Genomic DNA, 24497 nt, shown 5'->3' on the forward strand with positions numbered 1-24497 from the left:
TTACCTGACTTGCTCAGTCGAACTGCACGTGGAAAGCACGGGCCCAGGCGATCAGATTGATCCAGCGCCAGACCCTAAAGTCGAAGGGCTTGCGTCCGGCCAGAATGGCCGCGAATTCCTCTTTTACAGCCGTCTGCTGGATGGGGTAGATATGGCCCAGGGTTTCGGAGTCCAGCAGTTGATGAACCCAGGGGGCCAGTTGGTGCAACCAGTGCTGTTCAGGGGTGGCAAACCCCACCTTGTCCTTGCGATCCAGGATGGCCTGGGGCACCAGGCCCTGCATGGCCCGGCGGAATACGGCCTTGGTCTGTCCCTGGGGCGAGAGGATGTGGGCTTCGGGCAGGTTCAGCAGCAGCTCGACGAGCTTGGGGGTGAGGAAGGGCACCCGGCTTTCGATGGAGTGAGCCATGGAGTTGCGGTCTTCGTAGCGCAGGAGCTTGGGCAGGCTGGTCTCGGTCAGGGACTGCAGTAACTCGTGGCGCAGTACCTCCCGTCCGTGGGCGGTGCGGGGCGAGGCAAGCTGTACGTTGCGCTCGGTAAACCAGGTGGTATTGAGCCAGGGCGGGGCCAGCTCCTGCCCTGCCACCCGACGGGCCAGGGGCTCGAGGGATGCGGGAATTAAAAAGCCGATCGCGCTTTTCCAGGTGTCCTTGAGGGCGGGCTCGAGCCGGCTTGTACGCAGGAAGGCCAGGGCCTCGAGCCAGCGCCCCTGCCGCACCAGCGAGGCCAGGCGGGCGCCGCCGTACACCGCGTAACCGGCCAGCACCTCATCGGCGCCCTGCCCGTCCAGCATCACCTTAATACCGGCTTCCTGGGCCAGGCGGAACACCCGGTACTGGGCATAGATGCTGGTGGAGCCGAAGGGCTCGCCCTGTATCCGGACAAGCTCGTCGAGGTCGGCGACCAGCTCGGAGGCGCTGGGTTTGACCTTGTGGGCCTGCACCCTTGCGGCCTGGCCCACCAGGTCGGCCCAGGGCTCCTCGGAGACGCCGTTGTCGGCGATGTAGGTAAAGGTGTGCAGCTCGAGGCCCGGCTCGAGGTGGCGCATGGCCGCTACGATGGCCGAGGAGTCTATACCCCCCGAAAGCGCCGCACCCACCGGTACATCTGAGCGCAGGTGCAGCCGCACATTCTCCAAAAACTGGGCCCGCACCGCCTCGGCGGCCTCTTCGAAGGAGAGCTCGAGGGGGTTTTGCAAGCGGGGCTGCCAGTAACGCTGGGGCTTGGTGAGCTGCAAATTATTCAGATCCAGCCGCAGGTAGTGCCCGGCCGGGAGCTGCCGAATATCCGAGAAGAGCGTCTGGGCCCCGTCATCGGTCAGGCCAAAGCGCAGGTAGCGGTACAGGCCCTGGGGGTGCACCTGCCGGCCCACCCCCGGCAGCTCCAGCAAGACCGGGATTTCCGAGGCAAAGCCCACGCCTTCGGCAAAAGCGCAGTAATACAGCGGCTTGATGCCGAAAAAGTCCCGCACCAGGTGCAGGCTTTGTTCCTGGGTGTCCAGCACCGCAAAAGCGAACATGCCCACCAGGCGCTCCAGGCACGCCGGGCCCCAGTGGGCCCAGGCCGCCAGCAGCACCTCGGTGTCGGAGTGGGAGCGGAAGCAGTGGCCCAGGGCCTTCAGCTCCTGGCGCAGCTCGAGGTAGTTGTAAATTTCTCCATTGAACACCAGGTGGTAGCGCCCGTCCGGGCTCGACATGGGCTGCCAGCCCAGCTCGGACAGGTCGAGGATGGACAGCCGCCGGTGCACCAGCAGCACCGAGCCCTGGGCTTCGCTCCAGGTCTTGCCCCGGTAGGCCGCAGCGCTGGGACTCCAGGCCAGCCAGCCCTGATCGTCCGGGCCGCGGTGGTGCAGGCCCTCCAGCGCCCGGCCCGCCCAGTTCAGGGCGCCCGGCTTACGTAACGCGAGACCGGCAATTCCACACAAAAGCGCTTCCTCCCTCGATCTAGCTCTGCACCGCGGCGCGAACGGCTTCAATCACGGCCCGCTGGGTTTCCGGCTGCATCTGCGGCCAGATGGGCAGCGAGAGCACCTCGGCGGCGGCCCGCTCGCTTTCGGGCAGGTGCAGTTCCAGGGGCTGGTAGATGGGCAGCTTGTGCAGCGGCACCGGGTAGTAGACCATGGTGCCGATGCCCAGCTCGGCCAGCCGGTTCTGCACGGCATCGCGCCTGTTGCCCAGAATCCGCACGGTGTACTGGTGGAAGACGTGCCCGGGGGTCAGGGCCGGGGTGAGGAGGCCCTCGAGGCCGGCCAGGCCCTCGTTGTAGCGCTGGGCGATGGCCCGGCGGGCCTGGTTGTAGCGCTCGAGGTGGGGTAGCTTGACCAGCAGGATGGCGGCCTGCAGGGTGTCCAGCCTCGAGTTATACCCCACCACCTCGTTGTGGTACTTCTTGCGCGAGCCGTGGGCTCGCAGCATCCGGGCCTGTTCGGCCACAGCGTCGTCGGCTGTAACCAGCAAACCCCCATCGCCGTAGGCCCCCAGGTTTTTGGAAGGGAAGAAGGAGAAAGCCCCCGCGTCGCCCAGGGTTCCGGTAAAGCGCTGCAGGGGTTCGTAGCGGGCACCAAAGGACTGGGCGCAGTCTTCCAGCACCTTCAGGCCGTGCCGCCGGGCGATTTCCAGAATCGGGCCCATGGCCGCGGGGTTCCCGTACAGGTGCACCGGAATGATGGCCCTGGTCTGGGGCGAGATGGCGGCCTCGAGCCCGGCGGGATCCAGGTTGAAGCTCTGGGGGTCAATGTCCACAAACACCGGTCTGGCCCCCAACAGGCTGATGGCCTCGGCGGTGGCGAAAAAGGTAAAGGGGCTGGTGATCACCTCGTCCCCGGGCCCCACCCCCAGCGCCCGCAGGCCGATGATCAGGGCGTCGGTGCCGGAGTTCAGCGCCACGGCATGCTTTACCCCCAGGTACTGGGCGAGCTGCTGCTCGAGGGCCTGTACTTCCGGCCCCATGATGAACTGGGTCGAGCGCAAGACCCGCTGGATGGCCGCGTTGAGCTCGTCCCACAGCTCGTCTACCTCTGCCTTCAGGTCGAGGATGGGAATCTGGGTTAGGGTGCTCACTTAATCCTCCGTACTTCGAGGGGGCCCACCTTCTGATAGACATGCCCCTGGGAGTCGGTCACGGTGTCGCTCTGGCTGAAGTCGAGCCGGTCGCCGTAGGCGCTCATCCAGCCGATGATGCGGGCCGGAACACCGGCCACGATGGCGTAGGCCGGTACATCTTTGGTAACTACTGCCCCCGCCGCCACAAACGCCCCCTCGTGCAGGGTCACGCCGGTCACGATGGTGGCATTGGCCCCGATGCTGGCCCCGCGCTTGACCAGGATGCGGCCATAATCGGCGGCGGTGTTGCGGGGGAACTCGCTGCGGGGGGTTAGCACGTTGGTAAACACCATGCTGGGGCCGCAAAACACATAGTCCTCCAGAATCACCCCCTCGTAGACCGAGACGTTGTTCTGGATCTTGACCCCGTTGCCAATCACCACGTTGTTGGCTACATAAACGTTTTGCCCCAGGGTGCAGTTTTCCCCGATGACTGCTTTGGCGCTGATATGGCAGAAATGCCAGATCTTGGTACCGCGCCCAATCTTGGCGCCTTCGTCCACAATGGCGGTCTCGTGCTTGAAGTAGTCCATAACTATTGTTTGACCGTCTGAAGGAAGGGGTGCATGGTGACGGTGCGATCCGATAGGGGCAGGGTGCGGATCTTGGCCACGGTGGCGATGGCCTCGTAGGTATCCTCGAGGCCGAAGCCCTGACCGGCCAGGGTGCGCTCGTAGACGCGGGTGTGCAGCTCGGTGAAGCCTTCGGAGAACTCAATCTCCTCGCCGTCTAAGCGCATGGAGCGGTAGGTGCGCTTGCCCTGGGCCCGCAGGGCCGGCGGCACATAGCCCACGTCAATCGAGAGAAACCAGCGCACCTGGGCCCGCTCGAGCTCCAGGTAGCCCGAGGCCACGGTGTCGTCGCGGCGGTGCACCTCCACCTGCTCCACCTTGCCAAAAAGCCAGGTGAGCATATCGAAGAAGTGCACCCCGATGTTGGTGGCCAGGCCCCCCGACTGCTCGGTGCGGCCCTTCCAGCTCCGCAGGTACCAGGTGCCCCGGCTGGTGATGTAGGTGAGGTCGAGCTGGTATTTGCGGGGGGGCTGGGCTTGCAGGCGGGCATGCAGGTTGAGCAGGGCCTCGTGGGTGCGGAGCTGCAAAATGGTCCAGACCCGCCGTCCGGTCTCGGCCTCGAGGTCTTTGAGTTCCCGGATTTCCTCGGGGTTGAGCACCAGGGGCTTCTCGCAGATGGCGTCGGCCCCGGCCCGGAGGGCCATGCGGATATGGGCGTTGTGCAGGTAGTTGGGGCTGGCAATGCTTACGTAGTCCACCTGCTGGGGGGTGCCGCGCAGGCGGTAGAGGTAGTCCTCGAACAGCTCGGGCTGGGTAAAAAACTCGGCCTCGGGGAAGTACGAGTCCATGATGCCCACCGAATCGAAGGGGTCGAGGGCAGCTACAAGGCGATTGCCGGTATCCTTGATGGCCTTGAGGTGGCGGGGCGCGATGTAGCCCGCAGCGCCGATGAGTGCAAAGTTCTTCATAGTTCTCCCTAGAGCAGCACCACGTTGTCGGCTTTGATCCCCCGGGTGGCGTAGCGGGTGTCGAGCACCACTTTGGACAGGGCCACCACGCGGGCGTAGTCCACATTGGAGTGGTTGGTGGTGATGATCACCAGGTCGGCGTTTTGCAGCAGCTCGTCGGTCAGCTCCACGCTGTCGGCCACAAGCCCGTGCTCCTCCACGTGCGGCGTCCAGCTATCGTGGAAGACCACCTCGGCCCCCTGCTTTTGCAGGAGCTTGAAGACCTCGATGGCCGGGCTTTCGCGGTAATCGTCCAGGTTGGCCTTGTAGGCCATGCCCAGGAGTACCACCTTGGCCCCCCGCAAAGGCTTGCCGTGCTGGCTCAGCACGCGGGCGGCCTTGTCCACGGTGAACTCCGGCATTTTGCGGTTAATCTCGCCCGCCAGGTTGATGAAGTGGGTGTTGAAGTTGTACTCCTTGGCCTTCCACTCGAGGTAGTGCGGGTCGAGGGGGATGCAGTGGCCGCCCACGCCAGGGCCGGGGTAGAAAGGCATGATGCCGAAGGGCTTGGTAAAAGCGGCGTCCAGCACCTCCCAGACGTTCAAGTCCATGCGGTCGCACAGGAGGGTAAGCTCGTTGACCAAAGCGATATTCACGGCCCGGAAGGTGTTTTCAAACACCTTGACCATCTCGGCGGCTTTGGCGCTGCTCACCGGCACCACGTGGTTGATGGTTTTGCTGTAAAAAGCCACCGCCACCTCGAGGCTCTGGGGCCCCACCCCGCCCACCACCTTGTTGGTGTTCTTGGTGGTGTAACGGGCGTTGCCGGGGTCTACCCGCTCGGGGCTGTGGGCCAGGAAGAAGTCCTGGTTCAGCTTGAGGCCGCTTTGCTCCAGGATGGGCAGCATGACCTCTTCGGTGGTGCCCGGATAGGTGGTGGACTCGAGGCTCACCAGCTGGCCGGGCCGCAGGTATCTGGCAATTTCGCGGGTCACGCCCTCCACGTACTGCAGGTCGGGCACCAGGTTCTTGGTCAGGGGCGTGGGCACGGCGATTACAATCACGTCCAGCTCGGGTACTTCCTCGAAGCTGGTGGTGGCCCGGATCAGGCCCTGGGCCACCAGGTCGCGCAGCTCCTCGTCTTTTACGTCACCGATATAGTTCTGGCCCTGATTGATCATGGCTACGCGCTTGGCGCTGCGGTCGATGCCCACCACGCGGTAGCCCACCTTGGCCTTCTCCACGGCAAAGGGCAGGCCCACATAGCCCATGCCGACCACGCCTACCACGGCGGTTTTGTCCTCGATGCGCTGCAACAAAAGGGTTTTGGGATCTACAACGGTCTGCATACGGTCTCCTTACACCGGAACTTTTTCGGCCTTGGGTTGCTGGGATTGAAGCTGGTACAGCCAGTTTTCGATGAGCACTGACCAGCTCAGGTGGGTCTCCACATAGCGCCGCCCGTTCTGGCCCAATTGCTCGGCCAGATGGGGGTTTTGCGCCACCGCCATGATGTTGTGGGCCAGGGTTTGGGCGTCTTCGGGGAGGCTTACCAGGCCGGCTCGAGCCCCCTCCACTAGCCGCGCCCCTTCCCCCTGTCCAGCGTAGAGAATGGGTTTGGCGCAGCTCATCCCGGCAAAAATTTTGACCGGGCGGGTCATCTCGAAGAGTGGGGAGTCGCGCAGGGTGGAAAGGCCGGCTACGGCCAGCGAATAAAGCCGGGTGATGTAGGCGGGGGGCTTTGGGTCCAGGAATCGCACATTGGTAAGCCCCATCTCCTGGGCCATCTGCTTCAAGCGGGGTTTTTCCGAGCCGTCGCCGATGAGCACCAGCACCACCTGTGGGTCGGTCAGGAGCCGGGCGGCCTGCAGGGCCACCTCCAGGCCGTGGGCGTAGCCGTGGTTGCCGGCGTACAGAATGATTTTCTTGCCCTCGAGGCCAAGCTCCCTTGCCAGGGCCAGGTCGGGCGGCATGGGTTTGAAAAGATCGGTATCCACCCCGTTGGGCAGGTAGAGCACCTTGTGTGCGGGCACTTTTTTCTCTTCCAGCAAAACCTTCTGGATGCCCTCGGTCACCGCGGTGATGAAGTGGGCCTGGCGGTAGCTCCAGCCTTCCAGGCCCTCGGCCAAACGCAGCAAAGGGCCTTCCTTCATCAGGCCGAGCTGGCGCACCGAGTCCGGCCAGAGATCGGCTATGTTGAAGATAAAAGGCACACCAAAGCGCCTCGAGGCCAGGTAGCCCGTTAGGCTCAGGAATAGGGGCGGCGATTCCACAAAGATGTAATCGGGCTTTTGAACCTTTAGCAGTCCACCCAGCGCGCTCAGCACAAAGCTAAAGTAGTTAAGCAGCCGCTTGGGGCCGGTGCCCATGGCGGGGTAGATCCAGGTGCGCACCACCCGCACCCCTTCCCAGTCTTCCTCGAGCCAGAGTTTGCCGCGGTAACCCTCAAACACACGCCCGGTGGGGTAATTGGGCATGGCCGTTAATACCTCTACCTGATGCCCTAACCGCACCAGCTCGCGGATGACCGAAGCCAGCCGCACCTGGGCTGCGCCGATCTCGGGGGGGAAATACTGGGTTAGGAACAAGAAACGCACAGAACCTCCGATGTAGTCTTACAACCTGCTTCAATGTGTTTCTGGCAAACGCTAATTGCTCTTACTAAACGCATTGTTCGCAGGCTGTGCCATGACTTCACAAAAACTGCACTCGTCAACTCCAAGGCGTATGGCTCGCTCATCCCATGTAGTTTAGTCAGTTTCATGTACCCGGCCAGGTTGTTTGACGCATTGGTCGTTACAGCTTCACCTCAAGAGATGTGAACTCAACGCTTCATGAGAGCCCCATAGGTAACGGGGTTAGCGGATTTCTAAGGGGCCGAGGTCGGGGGCTACTCCCAGGATGCGTGGATAACCCATGAAATCGAAGCTGGGCGCAGCCTCACGAGTGCCTTTGTCGATAGCCGGGCTATCGTTGCTCAGCCGGTAATCGCCGGAGCCATCGTCTTTGAAATCAACAAAGCGAGGGTCTTCATTGAAGCTGCTTTGCTGGGTGCTGGTAAGCAAGACCCAGTTGGCGGTGTTGTTCCAGACTAGATTGTTAATAAACCGATTAACGCCCGTGTTGTTTTCCTCACTAATACCGCGAGGGTTGCCTACCACAATGTTGTTGGCTACCAGGAAGTTCTCGGCTTTATTGCCCAGGGTATTTTCGCCCGAGCCCACCGAGATACCGCCATACAGGTTGGCAAAGGAGAGGTTGTGGCTAATGGTCACGGCGGTAGCAGCCTGCCAGGTAGTGATGCCAAAGCCCCTGGCCCGGTAAACAATATTGTTCTGGATGATACCTTTTGGACTCCCTTGGTAGATGCCGTGGATCCGGGTACAGGAACCTGCCGAAAGGTCGCCGATGTCGTGTATCAGGTTGCTCAGTATGCTGATGTTGCTGGCGTTGGGCTGGCTGGCATTGATACCGGCCCCGCCGTTGGAGTCGCACTGGGCCCGGATGCCATAGACATGGTTGAACAAGAAGCGGTTGTAGGGGGCCCAGCTAATAATGCCGCTGTTGGTGGCGTTGGTAACTTCGAACCCGACGATATCCACGTAGCTGCCGTGCACATCAATACCAAAGAGGTTGCCCTGGGCGTTGAGTTTGGCGCCCCAGCGGGTTTCGGAGGCGATGGTGATACGCTGGTTTGATGTGCCGGAGACGTTTACCTGCACGGCCTCGTTGTAGGAGCCGGGGAGCACCCGCAGGACGTCGCCGGGCTTGAGTTTTTGCACGGCGAAGGAAATCGTGGCCCAGGGGCGCTCACGGGAGCCGTCGTTGGTGTTGCTGCCGCCGGGGCCCACGTAGTAGGTGGGGCCGTTGGGAATGCTAAACAAACCGTAAGAGGTATCCGGTTTGGGATTAAGGGGGCTGCGCTGAGAGCTGGTAATACAAGCAGCCAGTAAAACAACCAGGAGCGTCACCACCCATCTCAGGCCGATACTCTTCAAGGGCAGTCGAGGGATAATGGCTCGTTTTCTCATAAGCACCACAACGATTCTCGAGGCAAATACACGTGGTACACCAATATAGCCGATTCTGTTTCTGGGCAACACAACCATCCCAAGATTTGTGGTGGGCTTTTTGCCCAGAAACCTCTACAGATAGGGTCTGTTGGAATGGTTGTTCAGCTACCCAGTGGGGCTTAACAGCCGGTCTCGAACGGCCAGCAGTATAAATCCAAGCAGCAGGGTGGAGATAGCAGCAATACCTGCGGTGAGCAAAGGACGCGGCCAGATGGCTTCGGTGGGCACTTCAGCCTGGGCTAGGAGCGAGAGCTGGCCGGTGGCGCTGTTTTCCAGCGAGCGTATGATTCCCAGTTCACGCTCGAGGTTGACCCGTAGCTCCCGCAGGACGTTTTGATCGGTGCGGCTGGCAGCCTGGGTAATCTGGATATCTACCCAGCGAATCCGGTTTTCCAGTGAGACGCTGGCGCGTTTGAAGTTGTCTCGAATCAGGGCCTCTTCCCAGTTGCGCAAAGCTTCGGCCCAGGCATTGGCTAAGGCCGCAGAGCGGCGGGGGTCGGAGTCACGGGCGCTCAATACAAATACGGTGGAACTCGAGCCCACCGTCTCGATAGAGCGAATGCGCAGTTTCTCTCGTACTTTTGATACCTCTTTCGGTAATACGCCGGGAAAGCGACGATTCATCTGCTCGAGCACCAACGTGCCATAGGCAGCCTCGCGGTAGGCGGCCGCAGCCAGGGGCCTAAACTGGGGCGAGCTGGTTGTAGAGCCCAGCTCCACCGGCTGGGCCGAAAGCAGACGGGCCGAGGCTTCATAGACACGTGGTTGAATGGTGCTCAGTAGGTAAGCCACAACCGCAATTACCACCGAAGCTCCCAGCAAAGCCCACATATAGCGGCTAAAGCTCAGGAGCAAGCGGTCGAAATCGGTCATGCTGGATGTACTTCTCATCATATTTCCTCGAGTTTTTTGACAGAGATCAATAATGTGCCGGGGTACCCCTCTTGGTTAGCCCGGCCCTTGTGGTCTCAGCCTAACCGTATTGGCCTGGGAACGCTAGCGAAAATAACCCGATGCCCCCCGAAATAACTCTTTCTACAAGCAGTTAACGCTCGGGGTTACGCAGAATAACCGGCAGCCCGAATCAGGCTGTGTACCATTGAAGCAGGGATGATGGGGATGCTCCCGAGCCAGGGCAAAACAAAAAATCCTCACTGCCTTGTATGACCCGAATCAAAGGTTTTTTGACACAAACGTCCTTTATGGGGAACGCGGCCCTACTGGCCAGCAGTACGGTGCTGGGTCAGGGCCTGGTCGTCCTGATACAGCCCCTTCTGACCCGTATATATAAGCCGGAGGATTTTGGCTGGTGGGCTTTGTATGGCTCCATCCTTTCTTTGGCGGCAGTGGTGATTAACCTTCGCTACGAGCAGGCCATCCAGCTACCCAAAGAAGAGCCAGAAGCCCGTGGGCTTTTGCTAATTGCAGTGGGAGCTGGCCTGGGCCTGAGCCTGCTGATAAGTGGTTTTTTTTGGTTTTTTCGGGATGTCTTCTCGACCTGGTTGGGCGCCCAAATCCCAGGCTGGTTCGCGGCTCTGGTGGGGGTGGGGCTGGCTTGCATAGCCCTCATGCAATCGGGCAGTATGTGGGCCTTGCGGCTGCAGCGCTTTGGTGCACTGGCCCAGACCAAGTTTCAGCAAGGCTTATGGCAGGCTTTGGCCCAGGTGGGTCTGGGGCTGCTTGTTAAGGGGCCAGCGGGGCTTTTACTGGGCGACGTCTTGGGGCGCTTGGGGGGAGTTCAGGCTTTGTGGCGTTTGTTGCCCCGGAGCCTCGAGGGCATCACCTGGCGCACCTTGCAACAGACGGCCCGCCGCTACCGGAGTTTCCTGGTTTTTGGCACCAGCGCTGCTTTACTAACCGCGGCCAGCTTTCACCTACCGTTTATTTTGTTGACCGCTTTTTTTGGTGCTGCTGCGATGGGTCAGTTTAGCCTGAGTTACCGCATTACCACCATCCCCGTAACCCTGGTGGCCCAGTCCATTGGGCAGGTCTTTTTTGCGCGCGCTGCCGCAGCCCGTGAGACCCCCGAGCTGGCCCAGCTCACCATCCGAACTGCCACCATGCTGATAGCGGTGGGTTTGCCGGTATTTGGTGCATTGTTTGTGGTCTCGCCCCAGGCCTTCCCTCTGATTTTTGGGCCCAACTGGTACGAAGCCGGGGTGTATGCCCGCTTACTTGCACCATACTTACTCCTCTCTATTGTGGCCCAACCCCTTTCTACCTTGCTCACTGTTAGGGAATGGCAGCAAGCCTTGTTGGTTTTTACTGTCTTTGAGCTGGCCTTACGCATGGGGGCCATCTACTGGGGTATTGCCACCCAGCAGATGTACTGGGCAGTTTTTTTGTTCGCCTCGAGCAGTGCGCTGGTGGCCGGAATATCGCTGGGCCTATTTTTCCGCGCAGCCGGGGCGCGCTGGGCCGATTTTTGGCGAAGTTTACGCAGGTACATCTGGCTCAACCTGCCTGCTTTGTTGCTGCTGTGGGGGCTCACCCACTGGGTTGCGGGCTGGAGCCTGTTGGGGCTAACGGTATTAGTTAGTGCTACCGTTTTATTGTTCACTGCCAGGGAACTTAGGAAGGAAGGTTTGGTATGAGATCGGTTGCGCCAGTAACGGCGGCCTTGTTGTTCCCTTTATGGTCTTGGCTGGCCTTCCCACAAATTTTGCTCTACCTATACACTTTTAGCCTGCCGCTCGAGGGGGTTTTTGCTATCGAAGGGGTGTTTACCCTATCCAAGGCACTCCTGGGCCTATTTTTGCTTTCTTTAGTTTTTCAAATCAGGCGCCCCAAAATCGCCTGGTTTCCGGCCCTAGTTTTAACCTGGCGACTCATTCCAAGGTTACGTATTTCCATACTGGCTGCAGCCCTGATGCTGTGGCTTTTTCTAAGCTATTTTTGGTCGGCCGAACCATCGGCTACCTGGGATAAGCTTCAGGCCTGGGCGCAGCAACTGATAGGTGCTATGGCTATCGCTTTTTTTATCATGGCCAGGCCCCAAACCCTCCAGCCCGTTCTGTTTTCCTACTCGCTGGGGGCTGGTATTGCGGCGGTTCAGGGTGTCTCCAACTACCTGCGCAACCCGTTGAGCCGCACTACCTTTACGGGGGCAGCCGATGCCGCCGATTTCGCAGCGGTGGTGTTGCTTGGTTCCTTGGTGGCGGTAGGGCTGTGGCTGACTACAAAAAGTCCCTGGATGCGCTGGTACAGCATTCTTTGCTTTGCGCTTTGCACCCTGGCAGTGGTGCTTTCCGGCACCCGCAGCGCCTGGGTAGCCATCGTTATTACCTTAGCGCTGGTGGTACTGCCCCGCCTGGGTTGGCGGCAGTTTCTTTCGCTGGGTGTGGCCTTTGGCCTGGTGGGCCTGGCGCTGTTTCAGTTGCCTGCGGTCAACCAGTTCCTGACCTACCGCATTACCTCGGCGGCCGAGGATGGGGGGGCCGGTCGCACGGCCATCTGGGCGGTCGGATGGCAGATCGCGCAACAAAATCTCATCTTTGGGCATGGCCTGGGCACCTTTACCGCTTTGTTCGGGCAGGGGGTTGCTGCCGAGTCTGACCTCGAGTCCATTGATACCTACTACATCACCGATGGCCGGGGGGCCCATAACATCTACTTGGAGCTTGTTAGCGAAGTGGGTCTTATAGGACTGGGCATTTTCTTGAGCTGGATGTGGGTGCTGTTGCAAGTCAGCCTGCGGCAATCGGTACACCCGGATCTGATTCTGATTCTCAAGGCCTGTCTACTGGCCTACCTGATCCAGGGGGCGTTTTTGGGGATTTTGGAGCGCAAATACCTGTGGCTTACCATAGCGCTTCTACACGGTCTGGCCATGATGGTTCGAGGTAACAGCTATGCGCGTATTGTTTCTAAGCCCTGATTTTCCTTCGAATGTACACCCTTCAGCCTGCATTTTCGTGCAGACCCAGGCCGTAGAACTCCAGCGCCTGGGGGTGCAGGTGGATGTATACGCCCCCACGCCGGCAGTACTACCCGGAATGGCCCGACTAAAACCAGCCTGGCAGGCCTACACCCAAATTCCTTCCCGGTACGAGGTGGAGGGTGTCGGGGTGCTTCGTCCCCGCTACCCGGCTTTTCCCGGCGAGAACTTTTGGGGCTGGCCGCACCGCCTCAAAGCCTTCTCGCTGCCACCCCAACGGTACGACCTGATTCATGCCCACTTTGCCCACCCGGAGGGAACCCTGGGCCTTTTGCTCAAGCGCCGCTGGAAGAAGCCGCTGGTGGTTACGCTGCACGGCGACGATGCCAATACCTACCCCTACCAGAGCCCTCGCTACATGCGCTACTACAGGCGTGTGCTGACTCAGGCTGATCTGATTCTGGCGGTGAGCGAGGCCATCCGCGAGCGGGCCCAGTCCTTCACGGCCCGCCCTGTGATCACCCACCGGGTGGGCTTGCGGCTCCCTCCACGCCCGTTCAGGCCTGACAAACCAGCTTTGCGGGCCGAGCTGGGGCTGCCGCAGGACAAGTTCGTACTGCTTTTCGTGGGTACGCTCTGGAAATACAAAGGGGTTTTGGAGCTGCTCGAGGCTCTGCAGCAACTCGACGACGAAAATGTCCTGACCGTGTTTATCGGAGAAGGGCCCTTGCGCGAGCGCCTTATAAGCACCTCGCGCGCTGCCATTCGCAGCCTGGGCCAGCAGCCCAACCCGGTGGTTCGAGCTTACATGGCCGCCGCCGACGCTTTGGTGTTACCCTCTTACCGCGAAGGACTGCCTACCGTGCTGGTCGAGGCAGGGGCAGCGGGTCTGCCTGTGATTGCCAGCCAGCAGGGGGGCATACCCGAACTGATTAGCGATAAGACTGGCTTTCCCCTCCCTGAAATTAGCGCTGCTGCCATCCTGCGAGCCCTGGCCCAGCTCCGCAATAACCCCACACAGGCCCAGGCCCGCGCCGAACAGCTACAAGCCCACATCTACCGCCACTACGATGCCGGTCAGAACGCCCAAACCCTGTTGGAGTACTACCGGCGCCTCATCGAACGACAGCCGATAAACGTCCCGGCAATGGAAGGTGTTTAGATGGAGAAGCCCAAGGTAACCACCACCCCCCACTTCAGCGCACCCTTGCAAAAGGCATGGCACCGCTTTTACTCCGATTTTCTACTCCCCAGCCGGGTACAGGAATTCCGCAGCCTGCTCGAGCAGGCCCTGGCCCGGGGCTATCAGGTGCACTCCATTGCTTCTATCTGGGAAAAGATAAAGGCCGGACAGCTCCAGGATGGCCCATACCTGGTTTTGCGACTGGACATTGATACTGACCTACGTACCACGCGGGCTTTGTGGCAGGTTGTGCGCGAAATGGGTGTGCAAGCCTCGTTTTACTTTCGGCTCTCTACGCTGGACGTGAACCTGATGCGCGAGATTCACGCCTCGGGCAGCGAGGCCAGCTACCACTACGAAGAGATCGCCACCTACGCCAAACGCCACCGCCTCAAAAGCCGCGCCGAGGTAGAAGCCCACATGCCCGCTATCCGGGCCTTGTTTGCAGAGAACTATCGCAGGATAAAGGCCCTCACCGGCCTGCCCCTGCACACCGTGGCCTCGCACGGCGACTGGCTCAACCGCCGGTTGGGGGTGATCAACCACGAACTGCTGCAAGACCCAGGCCTGCGTGAGGAGCTGGGTATCGAGCTCGAGGCCTACGACCCCGCCTTGCACCAACACTACACCCGGCGTTACTCCGATGGAGCCTACCCCAACCTCTGGCTCGATGGTGACCCCCTGGAAGCGATCCAGAAGGGCCTTCCTTTTGTAGAAGTTCTGATGCACCCCCGGCACTGGGAAGCCAACATTGCCGTTAACCTGCAGGACAACCTACTTCGCCTGGGGGAGGAGCTGGCCTACCGTCGACTCGGGCTTCCTCATCTGCTGGGCCCCCTGGCTCCTTTATGGCCGCTGCTGCAGACTGGCATTCTAGAAACGGGCTTATAACCATTAAGCGAAAGCGCCTCGAGGGGTAACCCGGCAAACCCACAAAGGCAACCCATTTCGTGTGGGAGCAGGCTTAGCTTACCAGCGTTGGCCCCAACAAAGGGGCGATCTATAAACTCGAGCGTTATCGACGCGTTACCGCAACCCATACCCAGAGTTCCCCAACCCCCCCGACTGGGTTGTGGGTTTTGCCCGCCAGCGAATCCGGGGCGGTCTGTGTGTACGAATGGCAGCATCATGCTGTATTGGTGGGGGCAATGGATTGGTGCGCCGGGCTGCATGGCGTTAAGGCCTTAGGTTACGGGCGTGTCTTTGGGTCAAACAAGTATTTGCGGCTTGATTTTTGTGGCTATACTCAAAACCTAGGATCACTCGATCCACAAAGACCCTGAGGAGGTACTTCATGACCTATCGCTGGTTTGTACTACTATTAGCCGCGCTGTTCCTGGCTGCCTGCGGGGGAGGTGGGGCGCCCAGCATTAGCACCATCGAGGTTAGCCCGGCGACCGCCAGCAAGCAGGTGGGCCAGACCCAGCAGTTCACCGCGGTAGCCAAGGATGCGGGCGGCAACGTGATTTCCGGTGTGACCTTTACCTGGAGCTCGAGCGATACCGCCGTTGCCACCGTGAATAACAGCGGCCTGGCTACTGCCGTTGCCGCGGGCACGGCCACCATCACCGCCACGGCCGGGGGCAAGAGCGGCAGCGCTACCTTTACCGTGACCAACCCATCGCCCCCGTCCCCGACCATCGAGACCATCGAGGTCAGCCCGGCGACCGCCAGCAAGCAGGTGGGCCAGACCCAGCAGTTCACCGCGGTAGCCAAGGATGCGGACGGCAACGTGATTTCCGGTGTGACCTTTACCTGGAGCTCGAGCGATACCGCCGTTGCCACCGTGAATAACAGCGGCCTAGCTACTGCCGTTGCCGTGGGCACGGCCACCATCACCGCCACGGCCGGGGGCAAGAGCGGCAGCGCTACCTTTAGCGTGACCCCCATTCCTACTTACACCGTGGGCGGCGAGGTGCGCTACCTGAACGGCAGCGGTCTGGTGCTGGCCCTGGGTTCGCAGACCAAAACCATTAGCAGCAACGGCCCCTTCACCTTCGACACCCCTGTACCAAACGGTACCTACAGTGTGAGTGTGCAGACCCCGCCCACCAACCCCTCCCAGACCTGCACCGTCGCCCCCAGCAGCGTGACCGTGAGCGGGGCCAACGTGACCAACCTGGTGGTGGAGTGCAGCCCCTACACCAAGTGGCTGGCTTCCAATGCAACCGATATCGGAAACGCCATCACCACCGATGCCAGCGGCAACGTGATTGTGGCGGGTCTTTCTAAAGAAGTGCTGGGTGATGAGGTGGGCACGCTCGCGCTGGCCTTCCCGGATGTGGTGGTGGCCAAGTACGCGCCCAACGGCAGCCGTCTGTGGGTCAAGCAGTTCACCGTGGGTGACCCCGGCACCTCGCCCAACGTGGAGTCGCAGGCCAAAGGCGTGGCCACCGACGCCGATGGCAACATCTACGTGGTGGGCAGCGCCTACGTCGCCAGCAGCAACGCCTTCAAGGGCTTTATCCTCAAGCTAAGCCCGGCTGGGGCAAAGCTGGCCTCGGTCAAGCTGGACGAGAGCACCTCGAACGTAGAGAACGGCCTTACCAGCGTGGCGGTGGTGGGTAGCGACGTGTATGTGGGCGGCTATACCGCTGGAACCGTGCCTGGTGATACTGGTACCAACGCAGGTGGGGAAGATGCCGCGCTGTATAAGTACGACACCGGCCTTACCCTACAGTGGGCACGGCGGCTCGGCTCGACCGGCAACGACCGCATTACCTCGGTTGCTGCCGCTGCAGGCGAAGTGTACGCCGCTGGATTTGCGGGTGAGGCCCTGCCTTCCAAAACCCATCTGGGTGAAACCGATGCCTTTGTTGTGAAGTACGACAACGCAGGAACCCAGCAGTGGCTCGAGCAGTTTGGTACGCCCTTTGGTGACGGGGCCAATGCGGTAGCAGTGCAGGGTTCGGATGTGTACGTGGCCGGTTATGTGACCGGAGCCTACGAGACCGGCTTTAGCTACAACGGCGGTACCGACCTGTTTGTAACCAAGTTCAGCAGCAGCGGTACGGAAACCTGGCGCCGCCAGTACAGTCCCATCGACCAGCCTCCTCCTGTTGGCCCGGTAAAGATTAACCCTTATGGTATGGCCGCCGATGCTGCAGGCAACGTCTACATCGTGGGGGAGGTCAATGTTTCGGTAGACGGCACGGCAACCCACGCCGGTGCTAAGGATGTCTTCATCCTGCAGTATCTGGCCGACGGCAGCGTGGGCTGGGCCCGCCAGCAAGGCAGCGACCAGGACGAGATCGCCCTGGCCGTCACCCTTCGCGGCAGCGACCTCTACCTGACCGGCTGGAGCAAAGGAGCGCTGGACGGCTACACCAACCAGGGCGAAGAGGATATCTTCGTGCTGAAGTACGGTACCGACGGCAGCCAGAAGTAGCGGTGGTTTTTCTGGGGCTCGAGGGTACCCTCGAGCCCCCTACTTTTGCAAGAGCGTTATAGGCTTCGTTACGCGAGTGTTGCGTGCCATTAATAACCCAGTGCCCAAGTTAACGCGATATATGCTGCCTTTAGCAGAGGGGATTTCTACCGAATAACGCCGCCATAACGAGGCTTGGGCTAAACTTTGGCACATATTTTCGGAGGAAGCCACCTCGAAGGAGCACGTAGATGCTAAAAGAACCGTTCAGCACAGTACCTTTTGCTCCCTGGCCCCACTTTGCGCCCGATGAGATCGAGGCCGCCGCCAAGGTGCTTCAGTCTGGAAAAGTGAACTACTGGACGGGCCAGGAAGGTCGCCTCTTCGAGCGGGAGTTCGCCGATTATGTTGGAACCAAGCACGCCATTGCCCTGCATAACGGTACAGTGGCGCTCGAGCTGGCCCTCTATGCCATGGGAGTGGGGGAGGGCGATGAGGTTATCACCACCCCCCGCACCTTCATTGCCTCGGCCAGCGCGGCGGTGATGCGCGGGGCAAGGCCTGTTTTTGCCGATGTAGACCCCGAGAGCGGCCTGATTACCGCCGAGACCATCGAGCGGGCCATCACCCCCCGTACCAAGGCCATTATCGTGGTGCACCTGGCTGGCTGGCCGGCCGATATGGACGCCATCATGGCCCTGGCTCGCAAGCACAACCTCTGGGTCATTGAGGACTGCGCCCAGGCCCACGGGGCCCGGTACAAGGGCCGGAGCGTAGGCTCGATTGGTCACGCCGGGGCCTGGTCGTTTTGCCAGGACAAAATTCTCACCACCGGCGGCGAGGGGGGGATGCTTACCCTCAACGACGACGAACTGTGGAACAAAGCCTGGAGTTTCAAAGACCACGGCAAGAGCTACGACGCGGTCTACAACCGCCAGCACCCCCCTGGCTTCCGCTGGCTGCACGAAGACTTCGGCACCAACTGGCGGATGCTCGAGGTGCAGTCGGCCATTGGCCGGGTGATTCTGCGCAAACTGGACGGCTGGGTTGAGCAGCGCCGGGCCAACGCCCACTACCTGAGCGAGCGTTTCCGCCAGATTCCGGCCCTGCGGGTGCCCGAAGTACCCGCCCACCTGTACCACGCCTACTACAAGTACTACGTGTATGTGCGCCCCGAGCGGCTCAAGCCCGGCTGGAGCCGCGACCGCATCATGCAGACCGTTAGCGAGATGGGCATTCCCTGCATGAGCGGAAGTTGCAGTGAGGTTTACCTCGAGAAAGCCTTTACCCGGCGGGGCTGGCAGCCAGCCGAGCGGTTGCCGGTGGCCAAGGAACTGGGCGAAACCTCGCTGATGTTCCTGGTGCACCCCACCCTGGGCCAGGCCCAGATGCAAGCCACCGCCGATGCCGTCGAACAGGTGATGGAGCAGGCCTCGATTTGAGGGAGGGAGCAGGGTATGGTTTATTTGAAGGAGCTGCGCTTCACTGCCGACGTAATTCTGCGCGTGTTGGCCGACCAGCTCATGGTGGCTGGCAGCTTTGCTGTAGCCATGGTGATACATCTACTATGGGCCTACCAAGGCGCAGCCGATGCGGCTTTGCTGGGAGCCTATGCCCAGATTTACGGCAAGAACGTGGGCATCCTGATGGCCATTGCCTTTGTGGTGTTTGCGGCCAGCGGTTTTTATAGCCGGGGCCGGGCCTACCAGAGCCGCTACAAGATGCTGGTGGTGGCCCAGGCGGTAATGCTGGCCTACCTCATCTTCGGCTTTGCGGTGTTTATGCTGCCGCTGGTAGATCCACCGCGCTCGGTGTTGTTTGCCAGTGGGTTTTTCACCCTCGGCCTGACCCTGGCCTCGAGGGCCTGGGTACACTACTGGGATAGCGTGGAGGCCCGGCGCAAGGCCAGGGCCAAACCCATCCCTTCCCTCACCGCCGATGAGCGCATCGTGCTGGTGATCGGTGGGGCGGGATACATCGGTTCGGGGTTGCTGCCGCGGCTGCTCGAGCGCGGCTACCGGGTGCGCCTGCTCGACCTGCTCTTGTTTGGCAAGGAGCCCATCGCCCACGTACTGCACCACCCCAACCTGGAAATCATCCAGGCCGACTTCCGCCAGGTAGACAAGGTGGTGGAGGCCATGCGCGGGGTGGACACCGTGGTGCACCTGGGGGGGTTGGTGGGTGACCCGGCCTGTGCCCTGGACGAAAACCTCACCATCGAAATTAACCTGGTCGCCACCCGTACCATCGCCGAGATTGCCAAGGGTATGCACGTACGGCGCTTTATCTTCGCCAGCACCTGCTCGGTATACGGCGCCAGCGACCTGGTGCTGGACGAGCGTAGCAACCTCAACCCGGTCTCGCTCTATGCCCGCAGCAAAATTGCCTCCGAACAGGTACTGCACCAGCTCCAGAGCGACGATTTCTCGGTGGTGATCCTGCGCTTCGGTACCATTTATGGTCTCTCGGGCCGCACCCGTTTCGACCTGGTGGTCAACCTGCTCACAGCCAAAGCGGTGGTGGACAAGAAGATCACCGTGTTTGGGGGCGACCAGTGGCGGCCTTTTGTGCACGTAGACGATGCCGCGCGCGCAGTCATGCTGGCTGTGGAAGCCCCCAAAGAGCGCGTGCACAACGAAACCTTTAATGTGGGCAGCAACGAGGGCAACATGACCCTGGGCATGGTGGGCGAGCTGGTCAAGAAGCTGGTGCCCGATGCCGAGCTGATCGATTCGGGTCGCGATGGTGACCGGCGCAACTACCGCGTAGACTTCTCCAAAATTCGCAACCGGCTGGGCTTCGAGCCGCAGTGGACGGTGGAGCAGGGCATCCAGCAGGTCATCGAGGCCCTGAAGAGCGGCAAGGTGCGCGACTACCGGGCAGCCATGTACTCCAACGTTAAATACCTTACCGAAGGGGCTACCTCCGATGCCGTCAAGCAGTACTACCTGGGTTGGGAAAAGTCCCTGATCGAGCAGACCTACGAGCCAAAGGAGGAAAAGGGGTCTATTACTGTGCCCCAGGCTTAGGGTTGTACCCCACTTACCGCAGGGAGGGGCGGTAAGTGAATGTGGACGTACCGTACGAGGTGATGAGTGAAAGAGATATTGGCCCTTCCAAGAGTGTTTTTACTGGTACTGGCTTTTCTGAGTCTCACGGCCTGTAACACCACCAGGCCCCCCGCAACACCCAGCAACTTTCAGGCCACCCCCGATGCCACCCCCCGGGTGGTGCTGCGCTGGGAGGCGGCAGCAGGGGCCACCGATTATGTCCTCGAGCGCAAAACAAACAGCGGTGCTTTCGCCGTTCTGGGTGTGGTTACCAATACCGACTACACCGATGAAAGCGTGGACTACAGCACCACCTACACCTACCGCCTGACCGCCCGCAACAACGCCGCTGTGAGCAGCTCGGTAGAGCAGAACGCCACCACCCCCGACCGGCCCCTGGCACCCCCCGACGCTCCCGGCAACTTCCAGGCCACCCCCGACGCCACCCCCAAAGTGGTGCTGCGCTGGACGGCCCCGGAGCGGGTAGCCCGCTATGTGCTCGAGCGCCGTACCCGCGACGGTAGCCTTGTCACCCTGAGCAGTACCCTGCCCGCCAGCACCACCGAGTACACCGATGAAGCGGTGGGCAGCGGAACCCCCTACACCTACCGTCTCACCCCCTACAACAGCGCGGGCAGCGGCAGCCCAGCCACCTTGCAAACCGAGACCCCAGCCTACAGCGAGCCGGGCTTCACCCAGACCGCTAGCAGCTACAGCTTTGCCGACGACTCGAGCCAGGATCCCGGCATTAACCCCCTGACCAGCCCCGACCTGGGTCTGGACGTGGAATACTTCGACAACCCCGACCTCACCGGCCTTTTTGCCCGGCGCATAGAGACCAACATCAACCGCACCTTCTCGGGTCAGCCCCCGCGCCCCGGTATGGGCCCCGACACCTTCAGCATCCGCTGGACGGGCCTGATTACCGCTCCGGCAAACGGAACCTACACCTTTACCGTGCTGGCCGACGACGGGGTGCGGCTCTGGGTCAACGACCAGCTCCTGATCAGCGCCTGGTTCGACCAGGGCCTCACCCGCCGCAGCGCCACCATTTCCCTGAGCGCAGGCCAGGCCTACCGCATCAAGCTCGAGTACTACAACCAGGACGCCCGCGGGGCCATCAAGCTGCGCTGGGCCTACCCCGGCCAGTCCGAGCAAGTCGTGCCCTCTTCGACATTTGTGCGCCACCAGAAGGCCCGCATCGGCTACTTTGGCCCCAAACTGCCCTGGCCCACCGTAGCCACCCACGCCGCCCTGCTGCCCGATGGCCGGGTGATGACCTTCCACGGCCTCGACCCAGTGGGTAAAGGCCAGGGTGACAATTACCGCGATTACAGCAAACATGCCTCCACCCAGGTTTTCGTCTGGACGCCCGGCACCCCCACCGATGCCCAGAGCCAGGCCCGTTACGACAACACCCGCACCGACCTTTTCTGCTCGGGCTACGTGCTGGCCGCCAACGGCAAACTCTACCTGGCCGGGGGCAACCTGGGCTACGACTACACCGCCAGTGGTGGTGAATACGGATTTCCGGCTGGGCATAAACACACCAACATCTTCGACCCCAGCACCAACACCTGGAGCGCCGGCCCCGAGATGACCCACGGCCGTTGGTACCCTAGCGTGATTACCCTGCCCAACGAAGAAATGCTAATTATCGGGGGCAACCGCGACCAGCACAATGGGGATGGGGATATATATCGAGAGGATTGGAACACGATACCCGATGTGTGGAATCCTTTTACAAATACCCTTCGTCGGCTGACTGGGGCCGAGTCCATTGACATCAATGGCAACGTGCTGATCAACCATTTTTACCCCTGGGTGCACGTGGCTCCCAATGGGCAAGTATTTCTCTCAGGTAACTATGAAAAATGGTTTTATATCAACACAACAGGCCAGGGCTCGCTAGGCCCGGTTCACAGTTCATTAGTGGATCGTTACTACGGCTCCTCGGTAATGTACCAGCCGGGAAAGATTTTGATACTGGGCGGGGGTGACGTTCAAAAAAGCAACCCTCCTGGTATAAGCCGAGGAGAGAACTCTGCCCAGGTAATCGAACTGAACCCCAATAACCAGAGCATTTCGGTGCGTAACGTAGCTCCTATGGCCTACAAACGCACGCATGTCAACGCTACCCTTATGCCGGATGGGCGCATCTTTGTAAACGGCGGGAATGAGAATGGAATTCAGTTCAACAATGCCTATGCAGTGTACGAGAGCGAGATATGGTCGCCCCTCACCGAGACCTTTAAGCGCGCTGCCGAGGCCCAGTGCCCCCGCACCTACCACTCCACCGCCCTGCTGCTGCTAGATGGCACCATCATCACCATGGGCGGCGGAGCGACCGGAGGGGATGACCCGGCAAGTGCACCTGAATGCGACAAAACCAAGGGCAACGCGCAGAAGGTCAACCAGCTCAACGCCGAGATCTACTACCCGCCCTACCTGCACAACGCCGACGGCAGCCTTGCCAGCCGTCCGGCGGTGCAGAGCGCGCCAGATCGGATTAGCTACGGCCAGAGCTTTACCCTGACCACCGACGTACCCGCCACAGTAGTGGAACGGGTGAACCTGGTGGCTTTTGGTGCGGTAACCCATGCCTTCAACATGGGCCAGCGCTTTATCGAGCTAAACTTTACGCGCACCGGCCCCAATACCCTTCAGGTGACGGCCCCGGCCAATGCAAAACTGGCCACCCCCGGCTACTACCAGCTTTACGTGCTGGATGGCCGGGGGGTGCCGTCGGAAGCTCGGGTTGTGCGTCTGCGGGATGCCAGCCAACCCTAGCGCACCTCGAAGGGGCCCAGGTCGGGGGCGCTGCCCTGGAGGCGGGGCCTGGCCTGGAAGTCTATGGCGGGAGCCCGCTCGGTAACGCCTTTGTCAATGGCCGGGCTGCTGCTTTGCAGAGTATAGTTGCCGCTGCCGTCGGGCTGGTAGTTGACAAAACCAGGGTCGAGGCTCAGGCTGCCCTGCTGGGTGCTGGTGAGCAGGCGCCAGTTGGTGGTGTTGTTCCAGGCCAGGTTGTTCACAAAGCGATTCACCCCGGTGTTGCCCTCCTCGCTAATGCCGCGGGGGTTGCCCACCACAATGTTGTTGGCTACCAGGAAGTTTTCGGCCCGGTTGCCGCGGGTGTTGTCGCCCGAGCCCACCGAGATACCACCAACTTGGTTGCCGAAGGAAAGATTGTTGCTGATGGTCACGGCGGTGGCGGCGTGCCAGGTAGTGATGCCAAAGCCCCGGGCCCGGTAGGTGATGTTGTTCTGCACCAGGCCGCGGGGCGCACCCTGATAGATGCCGTGGATGCGGGTGCAGGAACCTGCCGATAGGTCGCCGATGTCGTGTACCAGGTTGCCTAGCATCACCCCATCCGAGGAGTCGGGCGAGCTCATGTTAACCCCGGCCCCGCCGTTGGAGTCGCACTGGGCCCGGATGCCATAGACATGGTTGAACAAGAAGCGGTTGTAGGGGGCCCAGCTAATAATGCCGCTGTTGGTGGCGTTGGTAACTTCGAACCCGACGATATCCACGTAGCTGCCGTGCACATCAATACCAAAGAGGTTGCCCTGGGCGTTGAGTTTGGCGCCCCAGCGGGTTTCGGAGGCGATGGTGATACGCTGGTTTGATGTGCCGGAGACGTTTACCTGCACGGCCTCGTTGTAGGAGCCGGGGAGCACCCGCAGGACGTCGCCGGGCTTGAGTTTTTGCACGGCGAAGGAAATCGTGGCCCAGGGGCGCTCGCGGGAGCCGTCGTTGGTGTTGCTGCCGCCAGGGCCCACGTAGTAGGTGGGGCCGTTGGGCAGGGTGTAGCCACCATAATCTGCGCCAAACGAACCACCACCCGAGCCGCTGCCACCCGAGCCGCCGCTACCCGAGCCGCCAACCTGCAAGTTCAGGGTGGCGCTGGCACTTAGCCCTTCGGCATCGTAGACCCGAATGACCGCGGTGTTGCTACCGCTCACCAACGGAATCCAAAAGATAATGTTGCCGCTCTGGGTGGGTTGTATGGTGATGTCCTGCTCGGAGCCGCCGTTTACCTGGCGGGTCAGGCGGGTTACGGCCTTATCGTCGCTGACGCTTATCTCGGCCCGTGTGCCGGAACCGCTGATGCTGGCCCCGTTGGACGGGCTAAGGATGCGCAGGCTGGGCGCCTGGTTCGAAGAGGAGGAGGGGGGCACCTGTCCATCGGTGGAACAGGCCGCCAACAACCCGACCAGTAAGAGGAAGAAAAATCGCTGCATTGGGCAAAGCTCCTTGGGCAAAGGTGTTACCCTTGCCCCAACTGGGCCGGAAGTTGCACCTTGCCGACCGCAGATCGTTACAAACGATATCGGGTCAACCAAAGAGTTTTTTCTGATAAACGTTAAGCTGATATTTAAAAAACCTT

The 24497-nt window shown here is 60.9% G+C and carries 17 protein-coding genes; 8 read left to right on the plus strand and 9 right to left on the minus strand.

What is annotated here, in order from left to right:
• Positions 1-13 precede the first annotated feature (13 nt).
• The 8 genes from asnB to Q0X18_RS01265 form a co-directional block, all read right to left on the minus strand.
• Complete coding sequence (asnB, locus tag Q0X18_RS01230; protein WP_297557478.1) at positions 14-1924, minus strand: asparagine synthase (glutamine-hydrolyzing); 1911 nt, start codon at positions 1922-1924, stop codon at positions 14-16.
• Positions 1925-1943: 19 nt separating this feature from the next.
• Complete coding sequence (locus Q0X18_RS01235) at positions 1944-3059, minus strand: DegT/DnrJ/EryC1/StrS aminotransferase family protein (protein WP_297557480.1); 1116 nt, start codon at positions 3057-3059, stop codon at positions 1944-1946.
• Positions 3056-3634 carry an acyltransferase gene (locus Q0X18_RS01240; RefSeq protein ID WP_297557481.1) on the minus strand — a complete coding sequence of 193 codons (579 nt, stop codon included), beginning with the start codon at positions 3632-3634 and terminating at the stop codon, positions 3056-3058. Before Q0X18_RS01240 ends, Q0X18_RS01235 begins: the two co-directional genes overlap by 4 nt.
• A gap of 2 nt (positions 3635-3636) precedes the next feature.
• A complete protein-coding gene (locus Q0X18_RS01245; RefSeq protein WP_297557483.1) occupies positions 3637-4581 on the minus strand; it encodes a Gfo/Idh/MocA family protein in 945 nt (314 codons plus the stop codon).
• Positions 4582-4589: 8 nt separating this feature from the next.
• On the minus strand, positions 4590-5909 hold the full coding sequence (locus tag Q0X18_RS01250) for a nucleotide sugar dehydrogenase (RefSeq protein ID WP_297557484.1): 1320 nt from the start codon (positions 5907-5909) through the stop codon (positions 4590-4592).
• A gap of 9 nt (positions 5910-5918) precedes the next feature.
• Positions 5919-7157 carry a glycosyltransferase family 4 protein gene (locus Q0X18_RS01255; RefSeq protein ID WP_297557486.1) on the minus strand — a complete coding sequence of 413 codons (1239 nt, stop codon included), beginning with the start codon at positions 7155-7157 and terminating at the stop codon, positions 5919-5921.
• Positions 7158-7418: 261 nt separating this feature from the next.
• Entirely contained in the window at positions 7419-8591 is a 1173-nt protein-coding gene (locus Q0X18_RS01260; protein WP_297557488.1) for a right-handed parallel beta-helix repeat-containing protein, read from the minus strand.
• 147 nt (positions 8592-8738) lie between these two features.
• The gene (locus tag Q0X18_RS01265) at positions 8739-9527 is read right to left on the minus strand and encodes a hypothetical protein (protein WP_297557490.1); all 789 of its coding nucleotides are present in this window, start codon (positions 9525-9527) and stop codon (positions 8739-8741) included.
• A gap of 269 nt (positions 9528-9796) precedes the next feature.
• Between Q0X18_RS01265 and Q0X18_RS01270 the strand changes: the two genes are divergently transcribed.
• The 8 genes from Q0X18_RS01270 (at position 9797) to Q0X18_RS01305 (ending at position 22900) form a co-directional block, all read left to right on the plus strand.
• Positions 9797-11227: a lipopolysaccharide biosynthesis protein gene (locus Q0X18_RS01270; protein WP_297557492.1), complete on the plus strand. Its 1431-nt coding sequence runs from the start codon at positions 9797-9799 to the stop codon at positions 11225-11227.
• The gene (locus Q0X18_RS01275; RefSeq protein ID WP_297557494.1) at positions 11224-12510 is read left to right on the plus strand and encodes an O-antigen ligase; all 1287 of its coding nucleotides are present in this window, start codon (positions 11224-11226) and stop codon (positions 12508-12510) included. Before Q0X18_RS01270 ends, Q0X18_RS01275 begins: the two co-directional genes overlap by 4 nt.
• Positions 12511-12547: 37 nt before the next feature.
• Positions 12548-13672: a glycosyltransferase gene (locus Q0X18_RS01280; protein ID WP_297557495.1), complete on the plus strand. Its 1125-nt coding sequence runs from the start codon at positions 12548-12550 to the stop codon at positions 13670-13672.
• Positions 13673-14584 carry a hypothetical protein gene (locus Q0X18_RS01285; RefSeq protein ID WP_297557497.1) on the plus strand — a complete coding sequence of 304 codons (912 nt, stop codon included), beginning with the start codon at positions 13673-13675 and terminating at the stop codon, positions 14582-14584.
• Positions 14585-14987: 403 nt separating this feature from the next.
• Positions 14988-17081, plus strand: coding sequence for an Ig-like domain-containing protein (locus tag Q0X18_RS01290; RefSeq protein ID WP_297557499.1), 2094 nt, complete (start codon positions 14988-14990; stop codon positions 17079-17081).
• A 230-nt stretch (positions 17082-17311) separates the two neighbouring features.
• Positions 17312-18502, plus strand: coding sequence for a DegT/DnrJ/EryC1/StrS aminotransferase family protein (locus Q0X18_RS01295; protein ID WP_297557502.1), 1191 nt, complete (start codon positions 17312-17314; stop codon positions 18500-18502).
• Positions 18503-18517: 15 nt separating this feature from the next.
• On the plus strand, positions 18518-20089 hold the full coding sequence (locus tag Q0X18_RS01300; RefSeq protein ID WP_297557503.1) for an NAD(P)-dependent oxidoreductase: 1572 nt from the start codon (positions 18518-18520) through the stop codon (positions 20087-20089).
• 66 nt (positions 20090-20155) lie between these two features.
• Positions 20156-22900: a galactose oxidase-like domain-containing protein gene (locus Q0X18_RS01305; RefSeq protein ID WP_297557505.1), complete on the plus strand. Its 2745-nt coding sequence runs from the start codon at positions 20156-20158 to the stop codon at positions 22898-22900.
• Here Q0X18_RS01305 and Q0X18_RS01310 read toward each other — a convergent pair.
• Complete coding sequence (locus Q0X18_RS01310; RefSeq protein ID WP_297557507.1) at positions 22897-24351, minus strand: choice-of-anchor Q domain-containing protein; 1455 nt, start codon at positions 24349-24351, stop codon at positions 22897-22899. The two genes, Q0X18_RS01305 and Q0X18_RS01310, sit on opposite strands and share 4 nt — an antisense overlap.
• Positions 24352-24497 lie beyond the last annotated feature (146 nt).

The sequence above is a fragment of the Meiothermus sp. genome, assembly GCF_026004075.1.
Taxonomy (GTDB): domain Bacteria; phylum Deinococcota; class Deinococci; order Deinococcales; family Thermaceae; genus Meiothermus.

Excerpts from the sequence above, each read along its gene's own strand:
- Q0X18_RS01240 (WP_297557481.1), bottom strand. The coding sequence starts at position 3,634 with ATGGACTACTTCAAGCACGAGACCGCCATTGTGGACGAAGGCGCCAAG.
- Q0X18_RS01265 (WP_297557490.1), bottom strand. The coding sequence starts at position 9,527 with ATGATGAGAAGTACATCCAGCATGACCGATTTCGACCGCTTGCTCCTG.
- Q0X18_RS01260 (WP_297557488.1), bottom strand. The coding sequence starts at position 8,591 with ATGAGAAAACGAGCCATTATCCCTCGACTGCCCTTGAAGAGTATCGGC.
- Q0X18_RS01250 (WP_297557484.1), bottom strand. The coding sequence starts at position 5,909 with ATGCAGACCGTTGTAGATCCCAAAACCCTTTTGTTGCAGCGCATCGAG.
- Q0X18_RS01275 (WP_297557494.1), top strand. The coding sequence starts at position 11,224 with ATGAGATCGGTTGCGCCAGTAACGGCGGCCTTGTTGTTCCCTTTATGG.
- Q0X18_RS01270 (WP_297557492.1), top strand. The coding sequence starts at position 9,797 with ATGACCCGAATCAAAGGTTTTTTGACACAAACGTCCTTTATGGGGAAC.
- Q0X18_RS01310 (WP_297557507.1), bottom strand. The coding sequence starts at position 24,351 with ATGCAGCGATTTTTCTTCCTCTTACTGGTCGGGTTGTTGGCGGCCTGT.
- Q0X18_RS01285 (WP_297557497.1), top strand. The coding sequence starts at position 13,673 with ATGGAGAAGCCCAAGGTAACCACCACCCCCCACTTCAGCGCACCCTTG.
- Q0X18_RS01300 (WP_297557503.1), top strand. The coding sequence starts at position 18,518 with ATGGTTTATTTGAAGGAGCTGCGCTTCACTGCCGACGTAATTCTGCGC.
- Q0X18_RS01295 (WP_297557502.1), top strand. The coding sequence starts at position 17,312 with ATGCTAAAAGAACCGTTCAGCACAGTACCTTTTGCTCCCTGGCCCCAC.
- Q0X18_RS01290 (WP_297557499.1), top strand. The coding sequence starts at position 14,988 with ATGACCTATCGCTGGTTTGTACTACTATTAGCCGCGCTGTTCCTGGCT.
- Q0X18_RS01245 (WP_297557483.1), bottom strand. The coding sequence starts at position 4,581 with ATGAAGAACTTTGCACTCATCGGCGCTGCGGGCTACATCGCGCCCCGC.